We start from the raw sequence: 15,989 nt of genomic DNA, 5'->3' as shown, positions 1-15,989 counted from the left end.
CTCGTGATTATCACGAGTGCTTTTTTTATAGGAAATAAGGTAAATAGTAAATGGCAGTTATAACAAAACTAACTAAGACAAGTGAAAGAGTACCCGCTATGTATGGTGTGAAAACGATTTGAAATGGTTTTATTTCACCAGTCTCAACGCCAGTTAATGCCTTACTTACTGCGTGATCTGTAATGTTGTTTCTGTGGTTACTCATAATAATTAACCATGTAATTGCAAATATAGCTAAACTGCCAAGGAAAAAGCTCTCCATAAATGACCAACCAACCAATAATGAAAAAAGATAAATAAGAGCTAATTCTACTACAAAGGTTAAACTAATTTTCAATGCCTTCATATTTTTCCTCCTCACTCTGTAATTCCAACCAGTTTAAAAAATTTTCACGTGACACGACATGCAGAGAGCAAGGTGACTTTACTTCTTTCTCTAGTGCAGCGTGTTCGTCTGGAAACTTGTTTTCCACATGCAATGAAATATAAGGTAGTTTTTCTTGTGCTTTTAACGAGCGGATATTATTCGTTTTAGCACCAGCAAATACGTATGAAAGTTGTAAGTCTAAAAAGGCGATTTTAAAGATTTCTTTTTTAGCAGCTTCGTTATAGCCTTTTCCCCAGTACGGATAACCAAGCCAGCTGCCAATGTGGGATTGCTTCTTCTCATCATTAATATGTTTAAGCGTAGTTAGGCCAATTATTTCATTTGTTTCATTTATGATCACTCTAGATAGGGAGTGATTTTTTCGTTCCTCTTCTAGTGCAAATAGAATGAATGCTTTTGTATCTTCAAGCTTTTCTACTTTTATTCCTAGTGCATTTTTTACATGTGGATTACTTGATAGCTCGAAGATCACATTTGCATATCGTAAATCGAGTGGTAATAAAGTAACTCGTTGCATCGTCTATACTCCTTTTTTATTAAATGTACCATAAAATACCGCAATAGTAATAAGAATATTCAGATTTAATGAGAGTGGTAGAGAAAAATTATGTTTTTACTTCTGAAATAGACAACCTCTGCATATGGTTGTACAAATATATTCTTTTCTAGGATACGAAATTAGTAATCGTTACGGGAGAAGGTGGGAGAATGAAACAGTGGCTAGCGGCAATGGAAACATCCGTACTTGTTATGGGAGCACTTCGGTTATTTTCGGGTAGTGCGGAAATATTTGCTGCTTTGCTTATGCTTTATGTGAATGATGCGAAGAAAGCATTGTTTATAAATGGTATGTTAGCGTTTGTCGGACCAACCGTATTAATTTTAACAATGACAATTGGGATAGCGAGTGTAGCAAGTGAGATTTCTTTCTTGAAGCTCTTTTTTCTAGCCCTTGGAATTTTCTGTATTTTTATCGCATTACTGAAATAGTAAGTCGAGTATAGTGGGGAGAAGCTGATGAAAGAGGTATTAGAAGTTTTACCGAAAACGATGAAACTGTTAGTGGAAGGATGTAAGCAATACGATGCTTTAGAGGAAATTCGTGTTCGAATTGGGAGACCGCTAGAGTGTATTGCACATGGCGAGGTATTTTTTTATGACTATGTTACTACAGCAGAAGATGCTATTTACTTATTGAATAAGTTAAGCCAATTCTCAATTTATACGATGGAAGAGGAATTGAAACGTGGGTATGTGACACTCCGAGGGGGACATAGAATTGGCCTAGCGGGAAAAGTCATTACAGAAAAAAGTACAGTGAAAATGATTCGTGATGTCTCTTCATTTAATATCCGTATTGCTCGTCAAAAAATAGGGATTTCTGAGCCGCTTCTACCATATTTGTATGAGTCACGATGGTTGAACACGATGGTAATTGGTCCACCACAAACAGGAAAGACAACACTCCTAAGAGATGTAGCACGCTGCATGAGTCAAGGTGTAAGTGCTTCGAAAATTCCTTCTTGTAAAGTGGGGATTGTTGATGAACGTTCAGAAATTGCTGGCTGCGTGAAAGGAATCCCGCAATATGACTTTGGCACACGAGTAGATGTATTAGATGCTTGTCCAAAGGCTGAAGGCATGATGATGATGATTCGTTCTATGAGTCCTGATATTTTAATTGTCGATGAAATTGGACGTAAAGAAGATAGTGAAGCGATTATGGAGGCCGTGCATGCGGGGGTTCAGCTTTTTATCAGTGCACACGGCTTTTCGTATGAAGATGTTGTAAAACGTCCATCGCTAAAGGCGGTGCTGGAACTTGGCGTGTTTGATCGTTTTGTGGAGTTGTCAAAGGCGAGAGGGCCAGGAACGGTGATGCAAGTGAAAGATAGATACGGAAATTCGGTACTACCTCATAGAAAGGCGCAAGGCGTATGGTGAAAATAATCGGTGCAGTGTTAATAGTTGCTGTCAGCACCTTTTTCGGGTTTTCATACGCTAAAAGATACAGTGAGAGACCGCGGCAACTTAGATTGTTAAAATCAGCACTTCAATCATTAGAAGCAGAAATTATGTATGGGCATACCCCTTTATCTGAAGCTGCCGAGCGATTAGTTAAACAAATGCCGAAGCCGTTAAATTGGATATTTCAAAGTTTCGCTAGAAGACTAGAAAGCGGGGAACAAACAGTAAGAGAAGCTTGGATAGATAGTCTGAAAGAAAACTGGAAGTTAACAGCATTTCAACAAACCGAGTATGAAATTTTGCAGCAATTTGGTGAAACGCTCGGGCAACATGATCGTGAATCACAACAAAAACATATTCGCTTATGTATTACACATTTGGAGAGAGAAGAAGGAGAAGCGAAAGCATTACAACTGCAATACGAAAAAATGATCAAGAGCTTAGGAGTACTAGCGGGGCTACTTATCGTAATTTTACTGCTATAGGGGGGAGAAAGGCGATGTCCATTGATGTTGGATTAATATTTCAAATCGCCGGAATCGGCATTGTTTTAGCTTTCATTCATACCGTACTAAAAGAATTAAAGCGTGAGGATATTGCAAATTGGGTTATCCTTGTCGGTTTTGTCGTCATTTTATTTCATGTTGCATTTTTAATTAATACTCTATTCGACAAGATTAAAAGTGTCTTTCTCTTCCAGTAAAGGAGGCGGTTCGAATCGAAATTATACAAATTGTCGGATTAGGCCTCGTTGCTACGTTTTTAGCAGCTGTTTTGAACCAGCATAAATCTAGCATTACATCGTTATTTATTGTGTTCATAGGTAGTGTAATGTTTCTTCTTTTAATCGATCAAATTCACTCTATTTTACAAATGATTGAGAGAGTAGCGAGTGAAGCGAAAGTTAGCAACGTCTATGTAGAAACGTTACTGAAAATTATTGGGATTGCTTATATTGCTGAGTTTGGAGCGCAAATTACAAAAGACGCTGGTCAAGGTGCAATCGCCTCAAAAATTGAATTAGCTGGGAAAATCTTAATTCTTGTTATGGCAATTCCTATTTTGACGGTTGTAATTGAAACTATTCTCGGATTTTTACCGACGGGATAAGGGGGAGTGAATGTTGAGGAGGTTTGGAGCTAAGCTGCTATTTGCTTGCTTCCTTTTCTTTTCTTTACCAGTTGTTGTACAAGCTTCTCCTGTAGAAACAAACGTCGTTGATCAACAATTGGATAAGCTCGGAATTGAAGATGTGAAGCAGTTTTGGGACGGGCTTGTTACAAAGTATGGAGGCTATTTGCCAGAGAGTCAAAAAGGAAGTTTTATGGAGTTTGTAAAGGGAGAAAAAGAATTCTCCATAAAAGAGTGGATGATAGGGTTATTAAAATATTTATTTCACGAACTTGTTGCAAATGGAAAGTTACTTGGAACGCTCATTATGCTCACAATCTTTAGTGCATTGTTGCAATCACTGCAATCTGCTTTTTCAAAAAGTAGCATAAGTAAAATTGCTGATGCCGTTGTATATATGGTACTTATTATTTTCGCTTTAAATAGTTTTTATGTCGTCATGACGTATGCAAGAGAAACGATACAAACAATGGTAGATTTCATATTAGCACTATTGCCAATTTTACTAGCGCTTATAGCAACTGGGGGCGGTGTTGTATCTGTGTCGTTTTTTCATCCGATTATCATTTTCTTAATGAATACGAGTGGGCTTCTTATGAATTATATCGTTCTACCACTTTTATTACTTGCAACTATATTAAGTATTGTAAGTACGATGAGCGATCAATATAAAGTTACGAAATTGTCCAAGCTTCTGCAAAACGTTAGCGTTGGGGTTATCGGTATCTTCTTAACGATTTTTTTAGGGGTATTATCTGTACAGGGAACAGCGACAGCTGTTGCTGATGGAATAGCTGTGAAAACTGCTAAATTTGTAACAGGGAACTTTATTCCAGTAGTAGGAAGGATGTTTACAGAGGCGGCGGATACTGTAATTAGCGCATCAGGATTATTAAAAAACACAGTCGGAATTATCGGGCTCGTCATTTTATGTTTAATTGTCGCTTTTCCAGCGATTCAAATTTTCTGCATCGCGTTTATTTATAAATTCGCAGCAGCAGTATTGCAACCAGTTGGCGGCGGAGCAATTATTCAATGCTTAGATATCATTGGACGAAGCATTATTTATGTATTTGCTTGCTTAGCTATCGTATCGTTTATGTTCTTTTTAAGTATCACAATTATTATTGCTGCGGGGAACATTACACTTATGATGCGATAGGGGGTGAAGAGTATGCAATATGTTACAGAGTGGATTAGAAATATTATTGTTTTTTTACTCTTAGCGACAATGCTTCATCTTATTCTTCCAAATTCGAATTTGCAAAAATATGTTAAATTCGTTGTAAGTCTTTTATTAGTTGTATTAATTTTAACACCTCTTTTTAAACTATTACAAACAGATGTAAATGAAGTAATCGCAAATTTTAATGACGAAAAGTACGTAGCAGAAGGATCTGTAAAAAATTCAATAGATTCAAAGAAAAAAGAAATACAAGCTCTAACACGTGCATATAGTTTAGAAGAGATGGCTACCAAAATGAAAAAAGAAGTAGGGAAAGAGTTTGAGAAAAAGTATGGTATGACAGTCTCTGAAATACAAATAGTTGCAGCGGAAAGTGCAAAAGAAGTAAAGACAGCAAAAGATATTCAATCAGTTGTTGTGACGTTGAAGGAAAAAGAACGTAGTAAAAATGACGCAATCGAAACAGTAAAGCCAATTGAAATTAACACGAAAGAGCCTCCAAAAAAAGTAGAAGAAACGAATGTAGAAATGAAAGATTTCTTTTCAAGCAGGTGGCAACTAGAGGATAAACAAATCCAAGTTCAAATGGAAGGGAGGACAGGTAGAGTAAATGGACAATAAAGATAAAAATTCGAAGTTCTCATTTTTTCGAAACTTATTGAATGGGGATGAAAAAGAAAGCACTGAGAAGGGGAAAAAGGTAACACCTAAGTTTTTACTTGTCCTACTCATACTTGGGATTTTGCTTATGTTTTCTAGTAATTTCTTTTCAGGTAAAAAAGAAGAAGTACCTGTATTTAAAGAACAAAAAACTCAAAATCAAGAAAAAGACGTACCAACTTTTGGACAAAAAAGTAACGATAGTATGTCAAATGTAGAAAAATATGAAAAAGCGTATGAACAAGAATTAAAAGCAGCTCTAGAAGAAATAGCAGGAGTAAAAGACGTAACGATTAAAGTGAATCTAGATTCATCTGAGGAAAAAATATTAGAAAAAAATACAGTGAAACGTTCACAAAAAACAGGTGAAACAGATAAAACAGGCGGTAAGAGGGAAGTAGAGGATGAGTCTCTTGATGAAAAGACTGTCATTATACGTGAAGGTGATAAAGAAACTCCCGTTGTTTTACGAACAGAGAAACCGGAAGTACGAGGTGTTCTTGTCGTAGCAAAGGGAGTGGATAATATACAAGTTAAAGCAATGGTAAAAGAAGCTGTGATACGGCTGCTAGATGTACCAGCCTATCGCGTTTCAGTTTCACCGAAAAATTGATAGGGAGGAAATAAAGTGTTAAAAAAACAAACGGTTTGGCTATTAACGATGTTAAGTTTAGTTGTTGTACTATCTGTGTATTACGTAACAACTCCAGACAAAATGAATACAGCAGCACCAACAACAACAGGTGAAAAGATTGGACAAGAAAAACAAGGTACTGATAAAGCAGTAACAAACGAAACACCTAAAGAGACTCCAAAAAAAGAAAATACAAGCAAGGAAACATCAAATAAAGAAACAAATAAAGAAACAGACAAAAAAGAGAATGCTAAAAAAGAAACAAGTAAAAAAGAGGCTAATGTAACCGTTCAATCAAGTGATGAAAATTTCACAGCACTACGTATGCAAATGGAAGATCAGCGTAGTGAAGAGAAAGCAAGATTACAAGAAGTGATGAATTCTTCAAAATCTTCAGCGACAGAAAAGAGTAAAGCAAAAGATAATTTTGATGCAATCACTACAATGGAAACGAAGCAAGAATTACTTGAGACAGTAATTAAGTCTCAAGGAGGATATCAAGATGCCCTTGTAAGAGCTGATGGTACTGACATTAGAGTAACTGTTAAAGCGGCAAAGCATTCACAGAAAGAAGCGAATAAAATTATTCAGCTTGTAAGAAGTGAGGGTGGATCAAAAGATGTAGGTGTAAAATTTGATCCACCGGCAAAATAAGTAAAACTTTAATCCGCGGGGAATTCCCCCGCGGATTAATAGCTTTTAACAATCAAATGCCCTGCAAATAGCAAAATAGAGTACTTAAATAAAAATGTTAATAGAAAAAAGCTATCTTTTTCGATAGCTTTTTTCTATTTCGTCTTTGTAGTTGTCTTTACTATGTTCAACTCGGAACGGAGAAATACGTTGTGAGTAAAAGATTAGCGGTTCATGGTAATGATGATTACTTTTTCCGGATTTGACGTGGATGAAAAGAACGAATGCCCAGACCATTACGGCAGGTAAGAAGAGAATGAGCCATATCATATGTCCACACCTCAATACAATATATTTTCTACACTTTGAACATACTATTCTTATATGAAGGAATGATGAACGGCGTGTAAACAAAAAAATAATATTTGGTAAAAATATGTTATTGGTCATAGATGAGGTGAAGGGTGGAGAGGGAATGATGTGTTTTACTGTGTAACGTTTTGAAAAAGTAAAGAATGTTTTTTAGGAAGTGGTCTTGCCAATTTCGTGTGAAACTTGGTATTATTACTAGGTAATAAATTTTTAGTGGAATAATATTTTTACAGGAGTTTCGATTTATTATAAAGAAATATAAATTGGAATGTTTAAAAAATTTATCGTAAGATGGGAATAGTAAATATTTCTATTAGTAAATGAAGTGAATTTTCTAATAGAATACATCGTATTTTTACAGTCAATCTAGTTTTAGTGATGAGAATCTGTAAAAACGGGACAAACAAGAGTATGGGAGTGGATTTTACATGTTTAAAATTCAAGAAGTTCGTGAATTAATTAAATTAATTGATAGTTCTAATATTGATGAATTTGAATACAAAAAAGACGGAACAACAATCAAAATGAAAAAGCGTGGTAATGAAGTTGTTGCTGTGCAAGCACCTGTAGCGAAACAAGCCATGCAACCAGTAGTACCTGTGGAAGTTGAAACAACAGTAGCGGCAGCACAAGTAGAAGCACCAAAACAAGAAGAGAAAAAAGTTGTTCAAAATGAAAACCTACATAAAATTACATCACCGATGGTAGGTACATTCTATGCTTCATCTTCACCTGATACACCTCCATATGTAAGTGTTGGGGATAGAGTATCGAAAGATTCTATCGTATGTATTGTCGAGGCTATGAAGTTATTTAACGAAATTGACGCTGATGTAGAGGGCGAAATTGTTGAGATTCTTGTTAATAACGGACAGCTTGTTGAGTATGGACAACCGCTATTTCTTGTAAAAGCGTAATAAGGGAGTCTTTGTGATGATAAAAAAAGTATTAATAGCCAATCGTGGGGAAATTGCTGTACGAATTATTCGTGCTTGTAAAGAAATGGATATTGAAACAGTTGCAATTTATTCAGAAGCAGATAAAGAGTCACTTCACGTACAGATTGCAGATGAGGCGTATTGTGTAGGACCAACGATTTCGAAAGAAAGCTATTTAAATTTGACGAACATTATTAGCGTTGCGAAGTTAACGGGTTGCGATGCTATTCATCCGGGATACGGATTTTTAGCAGAGAATGCAGATTTTGCAGAGTTATGCCGTGAATGTAACTTAATTTTTATCGGTCCAAGTCCAGAAGCTATTTCAAAGATGGGCACAAAAGACGTTGCTCGTGATACAATGAAAGAAGCAGGGGTTCCGATTGTACCAGGTTCACAAGGGATTATTAAAAATACCGAAGAAGCGATCGAACTTGCTAATCAAATTGGATATCCAGTTATTATTAAAGCGACTGCAGGTGGCGGCGGAAAAGGTATTCGTGTTGCACGTCATGAAGAAGAGCTTGTAAAAGGAATTCAAATTACACAGCAAGAAGCTAGTACCGCTTTTGGGAACCCTGGTGTATACTTAGAAAAGTACGTTGAAGATTTCCGCCATGTTGAGATTCAAATAATGGCAGATACACACGGAAATGCCATTCATTTAGGAGAGCGTGATTGTACAATTCAGCGCCGTTTGCAAAAACTATTAGAAGAAAGTCCATCACCTGCACTTGATGAAAATATTCGCAAGCAGATGGGTGAAGCGGCAGTTAAAGCGGCGGTAGCGGTTGATTATACAGGTGCTGGTACGGTTGAGTTTATTTATGAATATAAAACGAAAAGCTTTTATTTCATGGAGATGAATACGAGAATTCAGGTTGAGCATCCAGTTACTGAAATGGTAACAGGGATGGACTTAATTAAAGAACAAATTCTTGTTGCTTCTGGAGAAAAGTTATCGTTACAGCAAGAAGAAGTACAATTTAATGGTTGGGCAATTGAATGTCGAATTAATGCGGAAAACCCTGCCAAAAAATTCATGCCATCTCCAGGTAAAGTAGAAATGTACTTACCACCAGGCGGATTTGGTATTCGCGTCGATTCAGCTGTATATCCGGGATATTCAATCCCACCTTTCTATGATTCGATGGTTGCTAAATTAATTGTTCACGGAAAAACACGTGACGAGGCAATTGCAAAAATGAAGCGAGCGCTTAGTGAATTTGTCATTGAAGGCGTACATACAACAATCCCGTTCCATTTGCAATTGTTAGATCATCCTGATTTTGTAAAAGGTGAGTTTAATACGAAATTTTTGGAAGAGCATGAACTTGTGACGCAGTGATACATTAAAGGAGGTTTTTTTCATGGCTGAACATATGTTAGATATGGGTCAAGATACAACTCTTGGTAAAGTAGAAATTGCACCAGAAGTAATTGAAGTAATTGCAGGTATTGCAGCTGCTGAGGTAGAAGGTGTAGCGGCAATGCGTGGTAATTTTGCTACAGATGTTGTTGAGAAGTTGGGTAAGAAAAATCATGGTAAAGGTGTAAAGGTTGAACTAGCAAGCGAAGATATTATCGTTGACCTTTATGTTGTAATGTATTTTGGCGTAGCAATTCCAGTTGTTGCACAAAAGATTCAAGACAATATTCGCCAAGCACTCTTTACAATGACAGGACTTGAGCCAAAAGAAGTGAATGTTCACATCGTTGGCGTAACATTCGAAACACAAAAAACAGAAATCGAACCAGTGTAAGAATGAAAAAGGTGCCTAGTAACATAGGCATCTTTTTTATCGTTTCATTTCTTCACAAATTAAAAGCCTCTAATTATTATACTATTTCAAAAAATGAGAAATAAAAAAGGAAATGTTTCGTTTTTCCAAAAAACGTACATTGTGATAAGATATGGAACTTGAAGTTAATCTTTTTATTATTTTTCAGCCTTGTAACCCGTGTATGAAACGATAAATTGTGTTATTATCATTGTATTATAAGGTTGGAAAATCAATGAAAACTGCAAGAGTAAGTGAATTGACGGCTTATAAATTATAATAATATAACAAAGCATAAGGAAAGACTTGAAGCATAAAGGAGAGTTACAATGAAACGTAGGACGGCTAGAGAAAGAGCTATGCAAGCATTATATCAAATGGATATTACAGGTGAATTAGAGCCGAAAGTAGCGGTGGAAAACACGCTTGATGAAGGTGAAGAAACAAATGAGTTTCTAGAATCACTTGTTGTAGGTTTTGTAGAAAATAAAGAAGCAATTGATGAAGCAATTCGTCAAAATTTAAAAAAGTGGAAGCTTGAGCGTATTAGTATTGTTGATCGCAGTATTTTACGTGTAGCTGTGTATGAAATGAAATACATGGAAGAAATTCCACACAATGTAACAATTAACGAGGCAATTGAAATTGCTAAAACATTTGGGGATGAGGAATCTCGTCGTTTTATTAACGGCGTTTTATCTAATATAAAAGATACACTGTAATTTCTTTAAGGGGGAATCTTAAAATGGTAGCAGTAATCATCAAAGGAAATGAAGTTGCGGAGAAAAAACGAGCACAATTAAAAGACGAAGTTGTGAAGTTGAAAGAGCAAGGGATTGTACCAGGATTAGCAGTTATTTTAGTTGGAGAAGATCCAGCATCTCGTTCTTACGTAAAAGGAAAAGAAAAAGGCTGTGAACAAGTAGGGATTTATTCAGAGCTAATTGAACTTCCTGAAACAATTACTGAGGACCGTTTGCTTGCTGAAATAGATCGCTTAAATGACGATGACCGCATTAATGGCATATTAGTACAATTACCTTTACCAAAACATATTGAAGAAAAAGCTATCATTGAAAGAATTTCACCAGAAAAGGATGTAGATGGATTTCACCCAATCAGCGTGGGACGTATGATGACGGGGCAAGATACATTCCTTCCATGTACACCGCATGGTATTGTAGAATTAGTAAAAGAAACGAATCTTGATATTTCGGGAAAACATGTTGTAGTAATTGGAAGAAGTAATATTGTTGGCAAACCAGTGGGGCAATTGTTCTTAAATGAAAATGCAACTGTCACATATTGTCATTCTAAGACGCAAAATATTAAAGAGTTATCGAAGTTAGCTGATATTTTAATCGTAGCTGTTGGACGACCTAAAATGGTAACAGCTGATTATATTAAAGAAGGAGCGGTTGTAATTGACGTTGGCGTGAACCGTTTAGAAACAGGCAAGCTTTGTGGTGATGTTGACTTTGACAACGTGTTAGATGTTGCAGGTTACATTACACCTGTGCCAAAAGGTGTTGGTCCAATGACGATTACAATGCTTCTTCATAATACTGTTGAATCTGCCAAGCGTGCAGGCGTCGTTTGTAAATAATTTGAGTCGGCTATGAGGAGAGAGAAATGGAGAAACAATATTTAACCGTTACAGCATTAACACGCTATATAAAAACAAAAATAGAATATGACCCGCATTTACAGTCTGTTTGGTTAAAAGGTGAAATTTCCAATTTTAAAAGTCATAGCCGTGGCCATATGTATTTTACATTGAAAGATGAAAATGCGAGAATCGCAGCGGTTATGTTTGCGGGTCATAATCGTAATATTAAATTCAGACCTGAAAATGGGATGAAGGTACTTGTGAAAGGGAAAATCTCCGTTTACGAGGCAAGTGGTTCTTATCAAATTTATATTCAAGACATGCAGCCTGACGGAATCGGAAACTTGCATTTAGCTTACGAACAGTTAAAAGTTCGTTTAGAGGAAGAAGGATTGTTTTCTCAAGTTTATAAAAAAACAATCCCTCCTTATGCGAAAACAATAGGTGTGATTACGTCGCCAACAGGAGCAGCGATTCGTGATATTATAACAACGATTAAACGCCGTTATCCAATTGGAAATATTATTGTATTTCCAGTACTTGTACAGGGGGAGTCAGCAGCTCCCTCGATTGTACAAGCAATTCGTACAGCGAATGAAATGGAAGATATAGATGTACTAATCGTTGGACGTGGTGGAGGTTCTATTGAGGAATTATGGGCTTTCAATGAGGAAATGGTTGCAAGAGCAATCTTTAAGAGTCAAATCCCTATTATTTCGGCAGTAGGCCATGAAACGGATTTTACAATCGCCGATTTTGTTGCCGATTTACGTGCGCCGACACCGACTGCAGCAGCTGAGCTGGCGGCACCGAACATTATAGAATTACAAGAAAAGGTATTGCAAAGAACTCTGAGATTGCAAAGGGCAATGAGAGAGTTGGTACATAAAAAAGAAGAAAAACTACAAGTATTGCAAAAATCTTATGCGTTCCGTTACCCAAGGCAAGTATATGAACAAAAGGAAGAACAATTAGATAGAGCATTAGAACAGCTTGTTTTAGCGAAAGAGCGCTATATTGATAAAAAAGTGAATCAGTTAAAACAGCTTTCATTTTATTTAGAGAAGCACCACCCGTCTCAAAAAATTATACAAACGAAGGTAGCGATTGAAACGTTACAAAAGCAATTGCAACGTGAAATGCAAACGTTACTTCAAACGAAAGAATTTGCCTTTGTAAGAGCTGCTCAAAAACTTGAAGCGTTAAGTCCGCTTAAAGTAATGATGAGAGGGTACGGGCTTGTATATGATGAAGAGAAGCAAGTGTTAAAAAGTGTGAAAGATGTCAGCCTTGGAGATGCTGTTTCAGTTCAATTACAAGATGGAATATTAGATTGTAGCGTATCAGGCATAGAGGAGCGTGAATTGAATAATGGAAAATAAATTAAGCTTTGAAGAGGCAATTTCGCAACTTGAGCATCTCGTCTCTAAGCTAGAGCAAGGTGACGTACCTTTAGAAGAAGCAATCTCTTATTTTAAAGAAGGTATGGAATTATCTAAGCTTTGTGATGAGAAGTTGAAGAATGTACAAGAACAAATGGCAGTTATCCTTGGGGAAGATGGAGAGCTTGAACCGTTTACTGCTTTAGGAGATGAAGCATAGTGACGATCGCTTTTGATACTTTTTTGAAAGAAAGTAAAACTTTCGTAGAAGAGAAACTTGTAAGCTATGCAAATGAATTACAAAGTCCAAATGTACTTCGTGAAGCAATGGCATATTCTTTGGAAGCGGGTGGAAAACGTCTCCGCCCGTTACTTTTATTTGCAACATTACAAGCGTTTGGGAAAGAAAGAAATCTTGGATTAGGTGCAGCTTGTGCTCTTGAAATGATCCATACATACTCGTTAATTCATGATGATTTACCTTGTATGGATGATGATGATTTAAGAAGAGGAAAGCCCACAAATCATAAAGTATTTGGTGAAGCGATGGCAGTTTTAGCAGGAGATGGTTTATTGACATATGCTTTTCAAGTGATTATGGCATATGAGCAAAAAGAAATCTCTGCTGAAAAAAAAGTAAGACTTGTACTTGAGCTTGCAAAAGCAGCAGGACCAGAAGGAATGGTTGGCGGACAAGTGGCAGATATGGAAGCTGAAGGGAAGCGGCTTACAATTGACGAATTGGAGTACATCCATAAGCATAAGACGGGGAAACTTCTTGAGTTTGCTGTACTCGCAGGTGCGATACTTTCTGATGCCACAGAAGAGCAAGAAGAAAAGTTACTTGTGTTTGCAAAAAATATCGGTCTAGCTTTCCAAATTCGAGATGATATTTTAGATGTAGAAGGAACCGAAGAAGAGATTGGAAAACCGATTGGTAGTGATGTTTCTAACGAAAAGAGCACATATACGACGTTATTCACTGTAGATAGGGCAAAAGATATTTTAGAAGAAACAATTGCAAAAGCAAAAGATGCTATTAGCTCTCTGCAATTACAAGATGAATATTTACTATCTATTTGCGATTTAATTGCAAAGCGTAATAACTAATATAACAGCGTTTTCATTTGTTGAGTCGTTCATCATTTTATGATATAAATGTAGGAAAAGGTTTTTCTTTTCTTGTTATTGGCAAAAATATATGTGGATTACATTGCCGTTATCACTTCGTGTTAGCGGCTATTTTTTTCATCGCCTAAAGAAATATGGTTTATAATAAGAATAAGGCACAATAGACTGGTTAATAGCAGGACAAGATAAAAGATAGAAAAGAGAATGTCTTGTGTTGTGTAAATGTGTCTTATAATATTTGACATGTTGACAGATTATGAAATGAAAGTGAGTGATCCATGTGGATCTAACGCAAATTCAAAACCCTAGTTTTTTGAAAGATATGTCTATCAGTGAACTAGAGGGATTGAGTGAGGATATTCGTAAGTTTTTAATTGAAGAGCTCTCTCAAACAGGTGGACATATTGCACCTAATTTAGGTGTAGTAGAACTCACAATTGCTCTGCATAAAGTATTTGATAGTCCGAAAGATAAATTTTTATGGGACGTAGGACATCAATCCTATGTACATAAAATTTTAACAGGGCGTGCGAAAGAATTCGGTACATTAAGGCAATATCAAGGCCTATGTGGTTTCCCAAAACGTTGCGAGAGTGAGCACGATGTATGGGAAACTGGTCATAGCTCGACATCACTATCTGCTGCAATGGGAATGGCTTTAGCACGTGATTTAAAGAAAACGAAAGAATATGTTATACCAATCATTGGAGATGGTGCTTTAACAGGCGGAATGGCTTTAGAGGCATTAAACCATATTGGACATGAAAAAACAGACATGATTGTTATTTTAAATGATAATGAAATGTCAATTGCACCAAACGTTGGTGCGCTTCATAATGTACTTGGTCGCTTACGTACTGCAGGAAAATACCACTGGGTAAAAGATGAACTAGAGTATATATTAAAGAAAATCCCAGCAGTTGGTGGGAAAGTGGCTGCGACAGCAGAGAAAATAAAAGATAGTCTTAAATATCTACTAGTATCAGGCGTCTTTTTCGAAGAGTTAGGCTTTACATATTTAGGTCCAGTCGATGGGCATGACTATGAGAAGTTATTTGAAACGTTGCAATATGCAAAGAAAACAAAAGGCCCAGTACTTGTTCATGTTATTACGAAAAAAGGAAAAGGTTATAAACCAGCTGAGAGTGACGTTATTGGAACTTGGCATGGAACAGGACCGTATAAAATTGAGTCGGGTGACTTCGTTAAACCGAAGGAAGTTGCACCAGCGTGGAGTGCTGTTGTTAGTGAAACTGTACTTAAGCTAGCGAGAGAGGATGAGCGTATCGTTGCAATTACTCCTGCAATGCCTGTTGGGTCGAAACTTGAGAAATTCCAAAAAGAATTCCCAGATCGTATGATCGATGTAGGTATTGCAGAACAGCATGCTACAACAATGGCAGCAGGTATGGCAACGCAAGGGATGAAGCCATTCTTAGCAATTTATTCAACATTTTTACAAAGAGCATATGATCAGGTTGTTCATGATATATGCCGTCAAAATTTAAATGTTTTCATTGGAATAGATCGCTCTGGATTAGTAGGAGCAGACGGTGAAACACATCAAGGTGTATTTGACATCTCGTTTTTACGTCACTTACCGAATATTGTACTAATGATGCCGAAAGATGAAAATGAAGGGCAACATTTAGTATATACGGCGATGCAATACGAAGATGGACCCATCGCTTTACGTTATGCACGCGGTAATGGACTTGGCGTTCATATGGATGAAGAATTAAAGGCAATTCCAATTGGCTCATGGGAAACGTTAAAAGAAGGTACACAAGCAGCTATTTTAACATTTGGTACGACAATTCCAATGGCAATGGAAGCGGCTGAGCGTCTTGAAAAGGCTGGAGTTTCAGTGAAAGTAGTGAACGCTCGCTTTATTAAACCAATGGACGAAGCATATTTACATGATCTCTTAGGAAAAAATATACCGATTTTAACGATTGAAGAAGCTTGTTTAATCGGTGGTTTTGGAACGGGAGTAGTTGAATTTTCATCTGAGAACGGATACCATAGTGCATTAATTGAACGAATGGGTATTCCAGATCGTTTCATAGAGCACGGTAGTGTAACAAAATTATTGGAAGAAATCGGTTTAACAACAGATGCTGTTGTAGACCGTATTCATACAATGATTCCATCAAAACAAAAAAGGGCGTAACAA

21 protein-coding genes are annotated in these 15,989 nt (G+C 36.7%); 18 read left to right on the top strand and 3 right to left on the bottom strand.

Annotation, left to right across the window (positions count from 1 at the left end):
• Positions 1 to 25: 25 nt before the first annotated feature.
• Together ACQKNR_RS03655 and ACQKNR_RS03650 are read right to left on the bottom strand one after the other, a co-directional pair.
• On the bottom strand, positions 26 to 346 hold the full coding sequence (locus ACQKNR_RS03655; RefSeq protein ID WP_427315433.1) for a hypothetical protein: 321 nt from the start codon (positions 344 to 346) through the stop codon (positions 26 to 28).
• Positions 327 to 905 (bottom strand): GNAT family N-acetyltransferase, encoded by a 579-nt coding sequence (locus ACQKNR_RS03650; RefSeq protein ID WP_427315431.1) that lies wholly within the window; start codon positions 903 to 905, stop codon positions 327 to 329. The genes ACQKNR_RS03655 and ACQKNR_RS03650 overlap by 20 nt, the downstream gene beginning before the upstream one ends.
• A gap of 191 nt (positions 906 to 1,096) precedes the next feature.
• Between ACQKNR_RS03650 and ACQKNR_RS03645 the strand changes: the two genes are divergently transcribed.
• Genes ACQKNR_RS03645 through ACQKNR_RS03605 form a run of 9 tightly spaced genes read left to right on the top strand, consistent with a single transcriptional unit; the run spans position 1,097 to position 6,621 of the window.
• Complete coding sequence (locus ACQKNR_RS03645; protein ID WP_029443283.1) at positions 1,097 to 1,378, top strand: YqhV family protein; 282 nt, start codon at positions 1,097 to 1,099, stop codon at positions 1,376 to 1,378.
• Positions 1,379 to 1,405: 27 nt separating this feature from the next.
• Positions 1,406 to 2,332: a stage III sporulation protein AA gene (gene spoIIIAA, locus ACQKNR_RS03640; RefSeq protein ID WP_427315428.1), complete on the top strand. Its 927-nt coding sequence runs from the start codon at positions 1,406 to 1,408 to the stop codon at positions 2,330 to 2,332.
• Complete coding sequence (gene spoIIIAB / locus ACQKNR_RS03635) at positions 2,326 to 2,841, top strand: stage III sporulation protein SpoIIIAB (RefSeq protein ID WP_427315426.1); 516 nt, start codon at positions 2,326 to 2,328, stop codon at positions 2,839 to 2,841. The genes spoIIIAA and spoIIIAB overlap by 7 nt, the downstream gene beginning before the upstream one ends.
• 14 nt (positions 2,842 to 2,855) lie before the next feature.
• Positions 2,856 to 3,059 carry a stage III sporulation protein AC gene (spoIIIAC, locus tag ACQKNR_RS03630; RefSeq protein WP_000020914.1) on the top strand — a complete coding sequence of 68 codons (204 nt, stop codon included), beginning with the start codon at positions 2,856 to 2,858 and terminating at the stop codon, positions 3,057 to 3,059.
• A 23-nt stretch (positions 3,060 to 3,082) separates the two neighbouring features.
• A complete protein-coding gene (gene spoIIIAD / locus ACQKNR_RS03625; RefSeq protein ID WP_080743374.1) occupies positions 3,083 to 3,466 on the top strand; it encodes a stage III sporulation protein AD in 384 nt (127 codons plus the stop codon).
• Between the two features lie 10 nt (positions 3,467 to 3,476).
• Positions 3,477 to 4,649 carry a stage III sporulation protein AE gene (spoIIIAE, locus tag ACQKNR_RS03620; RefSeq protein ID WP_427315425.1) on the top strand — a complete coding sequence of 391 codons (1,173 nt, stop codon included), beginning with the start codon at positions 3,477 to 3,479 and terminating at the stop codon, positions 4,647 to 4,649.
• Between the two features lie 12 nt (positions 4,650 to 4,661).
• Positions 4,662 to 5,294 carry a stage III sporulation protein AF gene (gene spoIIIAF / locus ACQKNR_RS03615; protein ID WP_427315424.1) on the top strand — a complete coding sequence of 211 codons (633 nt, stop codon included), beginning with the start codon at positions 4,662 to 4,664 and terminating at the stop codon, positions 5,292 to 5,294.
• A complete protein-coding gene (gene spoIIIAG, locus ACQKNR_RS03610) occupies positions 5,284 to 5,946 on the top strand; it encodes a stage III sporulation protein AG (protein WP_427315422.1) in 663 nt (220 codons plus the stop codon). The genes spoIIIAF and spoIIIAG overlap by 11 nt, the downstream gene beginning before the upstream one ends.
• Before the next feature lie 15 nt (positions 5,947 to 5,961).
• Positions 5,962 to 6,621 (top strand): SpoIIIAH-like family protein, encoded by a 660-nt coding sequence (locus tag ACQKNR_RS03605; protein WP_427315420.1) that lies wholly within the window; start codon positions 5,962 to 5,964, stop codon positions 6,619 to 6,621.
• Positions 6,622 to 6,732: 111 nt separating this feature from the next.
• Here ACQKNR_RS03605 and ACQKNR_RS03600 read toward each other — a convergent pair whose 3' ends face one another.
• Complete coding sequence (locus tag ACQKNR_RS03600; RefSeq protein WP_427315419.1) at positions 6,733 to 6,930, bottom strand: DNA recombination protein RecO; 198 nt, start codon at positions 6,928 to 6,930, stop codon at positions 6,733 to 6,735.
• Between the two features lie 470 nt (positions 6,931 to 7,400).
• Here ACQKNR_RS03600 and accB point away from each other — a divergent pair, with 470 nt between their 5' ends.
• The 9 genes from accB (at position 7,401) to dxs (ending at position 15,986) form a co-directional block, all read left to right on the top strand.
• Entirely contained in the window at positions 7,401 to 7,889 is a 489-nt protein-coding gene (gene accB, locus ACQKNR_RS03595) for an acetyl-CoA carboxylase biotin carboxyl carrier protein (RefSeq protein WP_427315417.1), read from the top strand.
• 16 nt (positions 7,890 to 7,905) lie between these two features.
• Entirely contained in the window at positions 7,906 to 9,258 is a 1,353-nt protein-coding gene (gene accC / locus ACQKNR_RS03590) for an acetyl-CoA carboxylase biotin carboxylase subunit (protein WP_427315416.1), read from the top strand.
• 22 nt (positions 9,259 to 9,280) lie between these two features.
• Positions 9,281 to 9,673 (top strand): Asp23/Gls24 family envelope stress response protein, encoded by a 393-nt coding sequence (locus ACQKNR_RS03585; RefSeq protein WP_098341809.1) that lies wholly within the window; start codon positions 9,281 to 9,283, stop codon positions 9,671 to 9,673.
• Positions 9,674 to 10,020: 347 nt separating this feature from the next.
• Positions 10,021 to 10,413, top strand: a complete 393-nt coding sequence (nusB, locus tag ACQKNR_RS03580) for a N utilization substance protein NusB (RefSeq protein ID WP_000830247.1) — start codon at positions 10,021 to 10,023, stop codon at positions 10,411 to 10,413.
• Positions 10,414 to 10,436: 23 nt separating this feature from the next.
• Positions 10,437 to 11,297, top strand: coding sequence for a bifunctional methylenetetrahydrofolate dehydrogenase/methenyltetrahydrofolate cyclohydrolase FolD (gene folD, locus ACQKNR_RS03575; RefSeq protein ID WP_427315413.1), 861 nt, complete (start codon positions 10,437 to 10,439; stop codon positions 11,295 to 11,297).
• Between the two features lie 26 nt (positions 11,298 to 11,323).
• Entirely contained in the window at positions 11,324 to 12,682 is a 1,359-nt protein-coding gene (gene xseA, locus ACQKNR_RS03570; RefSeq protein ID WP_427315412.1) for an exodeoxyribonuclease VII large subunit, read from the top strand.
• The gene (gene xseB, locus ACQKNR_RS03565; protein WP_000428423.1) at positions 12,672 to 12,902 is read left to right on the top strand and encodes an exodeoxyribonuclease VII small subunit; all 231 of its coding nucleotides are present in this window, start codon (positions 12,672 to 12,674) and stop codon (positions 12,900 to 12,902) included. The genes xseA and xseB overlap by 11 nt, the downstream gene beginning before the upstream one ends.
• Positions 12,902 to 13,792: a (2E,6E)-farnesyl diphosphate synthase gene (gene ispA / locus ACQKNR_RS03560; protein WP_427315410.1), complete on the top strand. Its 891-nt coding sequence runs from the start codon at positions 12,902 to 12,904 to the stop codon at positions 13,790 to 13,792. The genes xseB and ispA overlap by 1 nt, the downstream gene beginning before the upstream one ends.
• A gap of 301 nt (positions 13,793 to 14,093) precedes the next feature.
• On the top strand, positions 14,094 to 15,986 hold the full coding sequence (dxs, locus tag ACQKNR_RS03555; RefSeq protein ID WP_427315408.1) for a 1-deoxy-D-xylulose-5-phosphate synthase: 1,893 nt from the start codon (positions 14,094 to 14,096) through the stop codon (positions 15,984 to 15,986).
• The last annotated feature ends 3 nt before the right edge of the window (positions 15,987 to 15,989 follow it).

The sequence above is a fragment of the Bacillus sp. NPDC094077 genome, from assembly GCF_050279465.1.
GTDB lineage: Bacteria > Bacillota > Bacilli > Bacillales > Bacillaceae_G > Bacillus_A.
This window is presented reverse-complemented; position numbering and strand designations above follow the sequence as displayed.

Bases quoted from the DNA above. Each gene is read 5' to 3' on its own strand.
- ACQKNR_RS03655 (WP_427315433.1), bottom strand. From the start codon at position 346: ATGAAGGCATTGAAAATTAGTTTAACCTTTGTAGTAGAATTAGCTCTT.
- ACQKNR_RS03650 (WP_427315431.1), bottom strand. From the start codon at position 905: ATGCAACGAGTTACTTTATTACCACTCGATTTACGATATGCAAATGTG.
- ACQKNR_RS03645 (WP_029443283.1), top strand. From the start codon at position 1,097: ATGAAACAGTGGCTAGCGGCAATGGAAACATCCGTACTTGTTATGGGA.
- spoIIIAA (WP_427315428.1), top strand. From the start codon at position 1,406: ATGAAAGAGGTATTAGAAGTTTTACCGAAAACGATGAAACTGTTAGTG.
- spoIIIAB (WP_427315426.1), top strand. From the start codon at position 2,326: ATGGTGAAAATAATCGGTGCAGTGTTAATAGTTGCTGTCAGCACCTTT.
- spoIIIAC (WP_000020914.1), top strand. From the start codon at position 2,856: ATGTCCATTGATGTTGGATTAATATTTCAAATCGCCGGAATCGGCATT.
- spoIIIAE (WP_427315425.1), top strand. From the start codon at position 3,477: ATGTTGAGGAGGTTTGGAGCTAAGCTGCTATTTGCTTGCTTCCTTTTC.
- spoIIIAF (WP_427315424.1), top strand. From the start codon at position 4,662: ATGCAATATGTTACAGAGTGGATTAGAAATATTATTGTTTTTTTACTC.
- spoIIIAG (WP_427315422.1), top strand. From the start codon at position 5,284: ATGGACAATAAAGATAAAAATTCGAAGTTCTCATTTTTTCGAAACTTA.
- ACQKNR_RS03600 (WP_427315419.1), bottom strand. From the start codon at position 6,930: ATGATATGGCTCATTCTCTTCTTACCTGCCGTAATGGTCTGGGCATTC.
- accB (WP_427315417.1), top strand. From the start codon at position 7,401: ATGTTTAAAATTCAAGAAGTTCGTGAATTAATTAAATTAATTGATAGT.
- accC (WP_427315416.1), top strand. From the start codon at position 7,906: ATGATAAAAAAAGTATTAATAGCCAATCGTGGGGAAATTGCTGTACGA.
- ACQKNR_RS03585 (WP_098341809.1), top strand. From the start codon at position 9,281: ATGGCTGAACATATGTTAGATATGGGTCAAGATACAACTCTTGGTAAA.
- nusB (WP_000830247.1), top strand. From the start codon at position 10,021: ATGAAACGTAGGACGGCTAGAGAAAGAGCTATGCAAGCATTATATCAA.
- folD (WP_427315413.1), top strand. From the start codon at position 10,437: ATGGTAGCAGTAATCATCAAAGGAAATGAAGTTGCGGAGAAAAAACGA.
- xseA (WP_427315412.1), top strand. From the start codon at position 11,324: ATGGAGAAACAATATTTAACCGTTACAGCATTAACACGCTATATAAAA.
- xseB (WP_000428423.1), top strand. From the start codon at position 12,672: ATGGAAAATAAATTAAGCTTTGAAGAGGCAATTTCGCAACTTGAGCAT.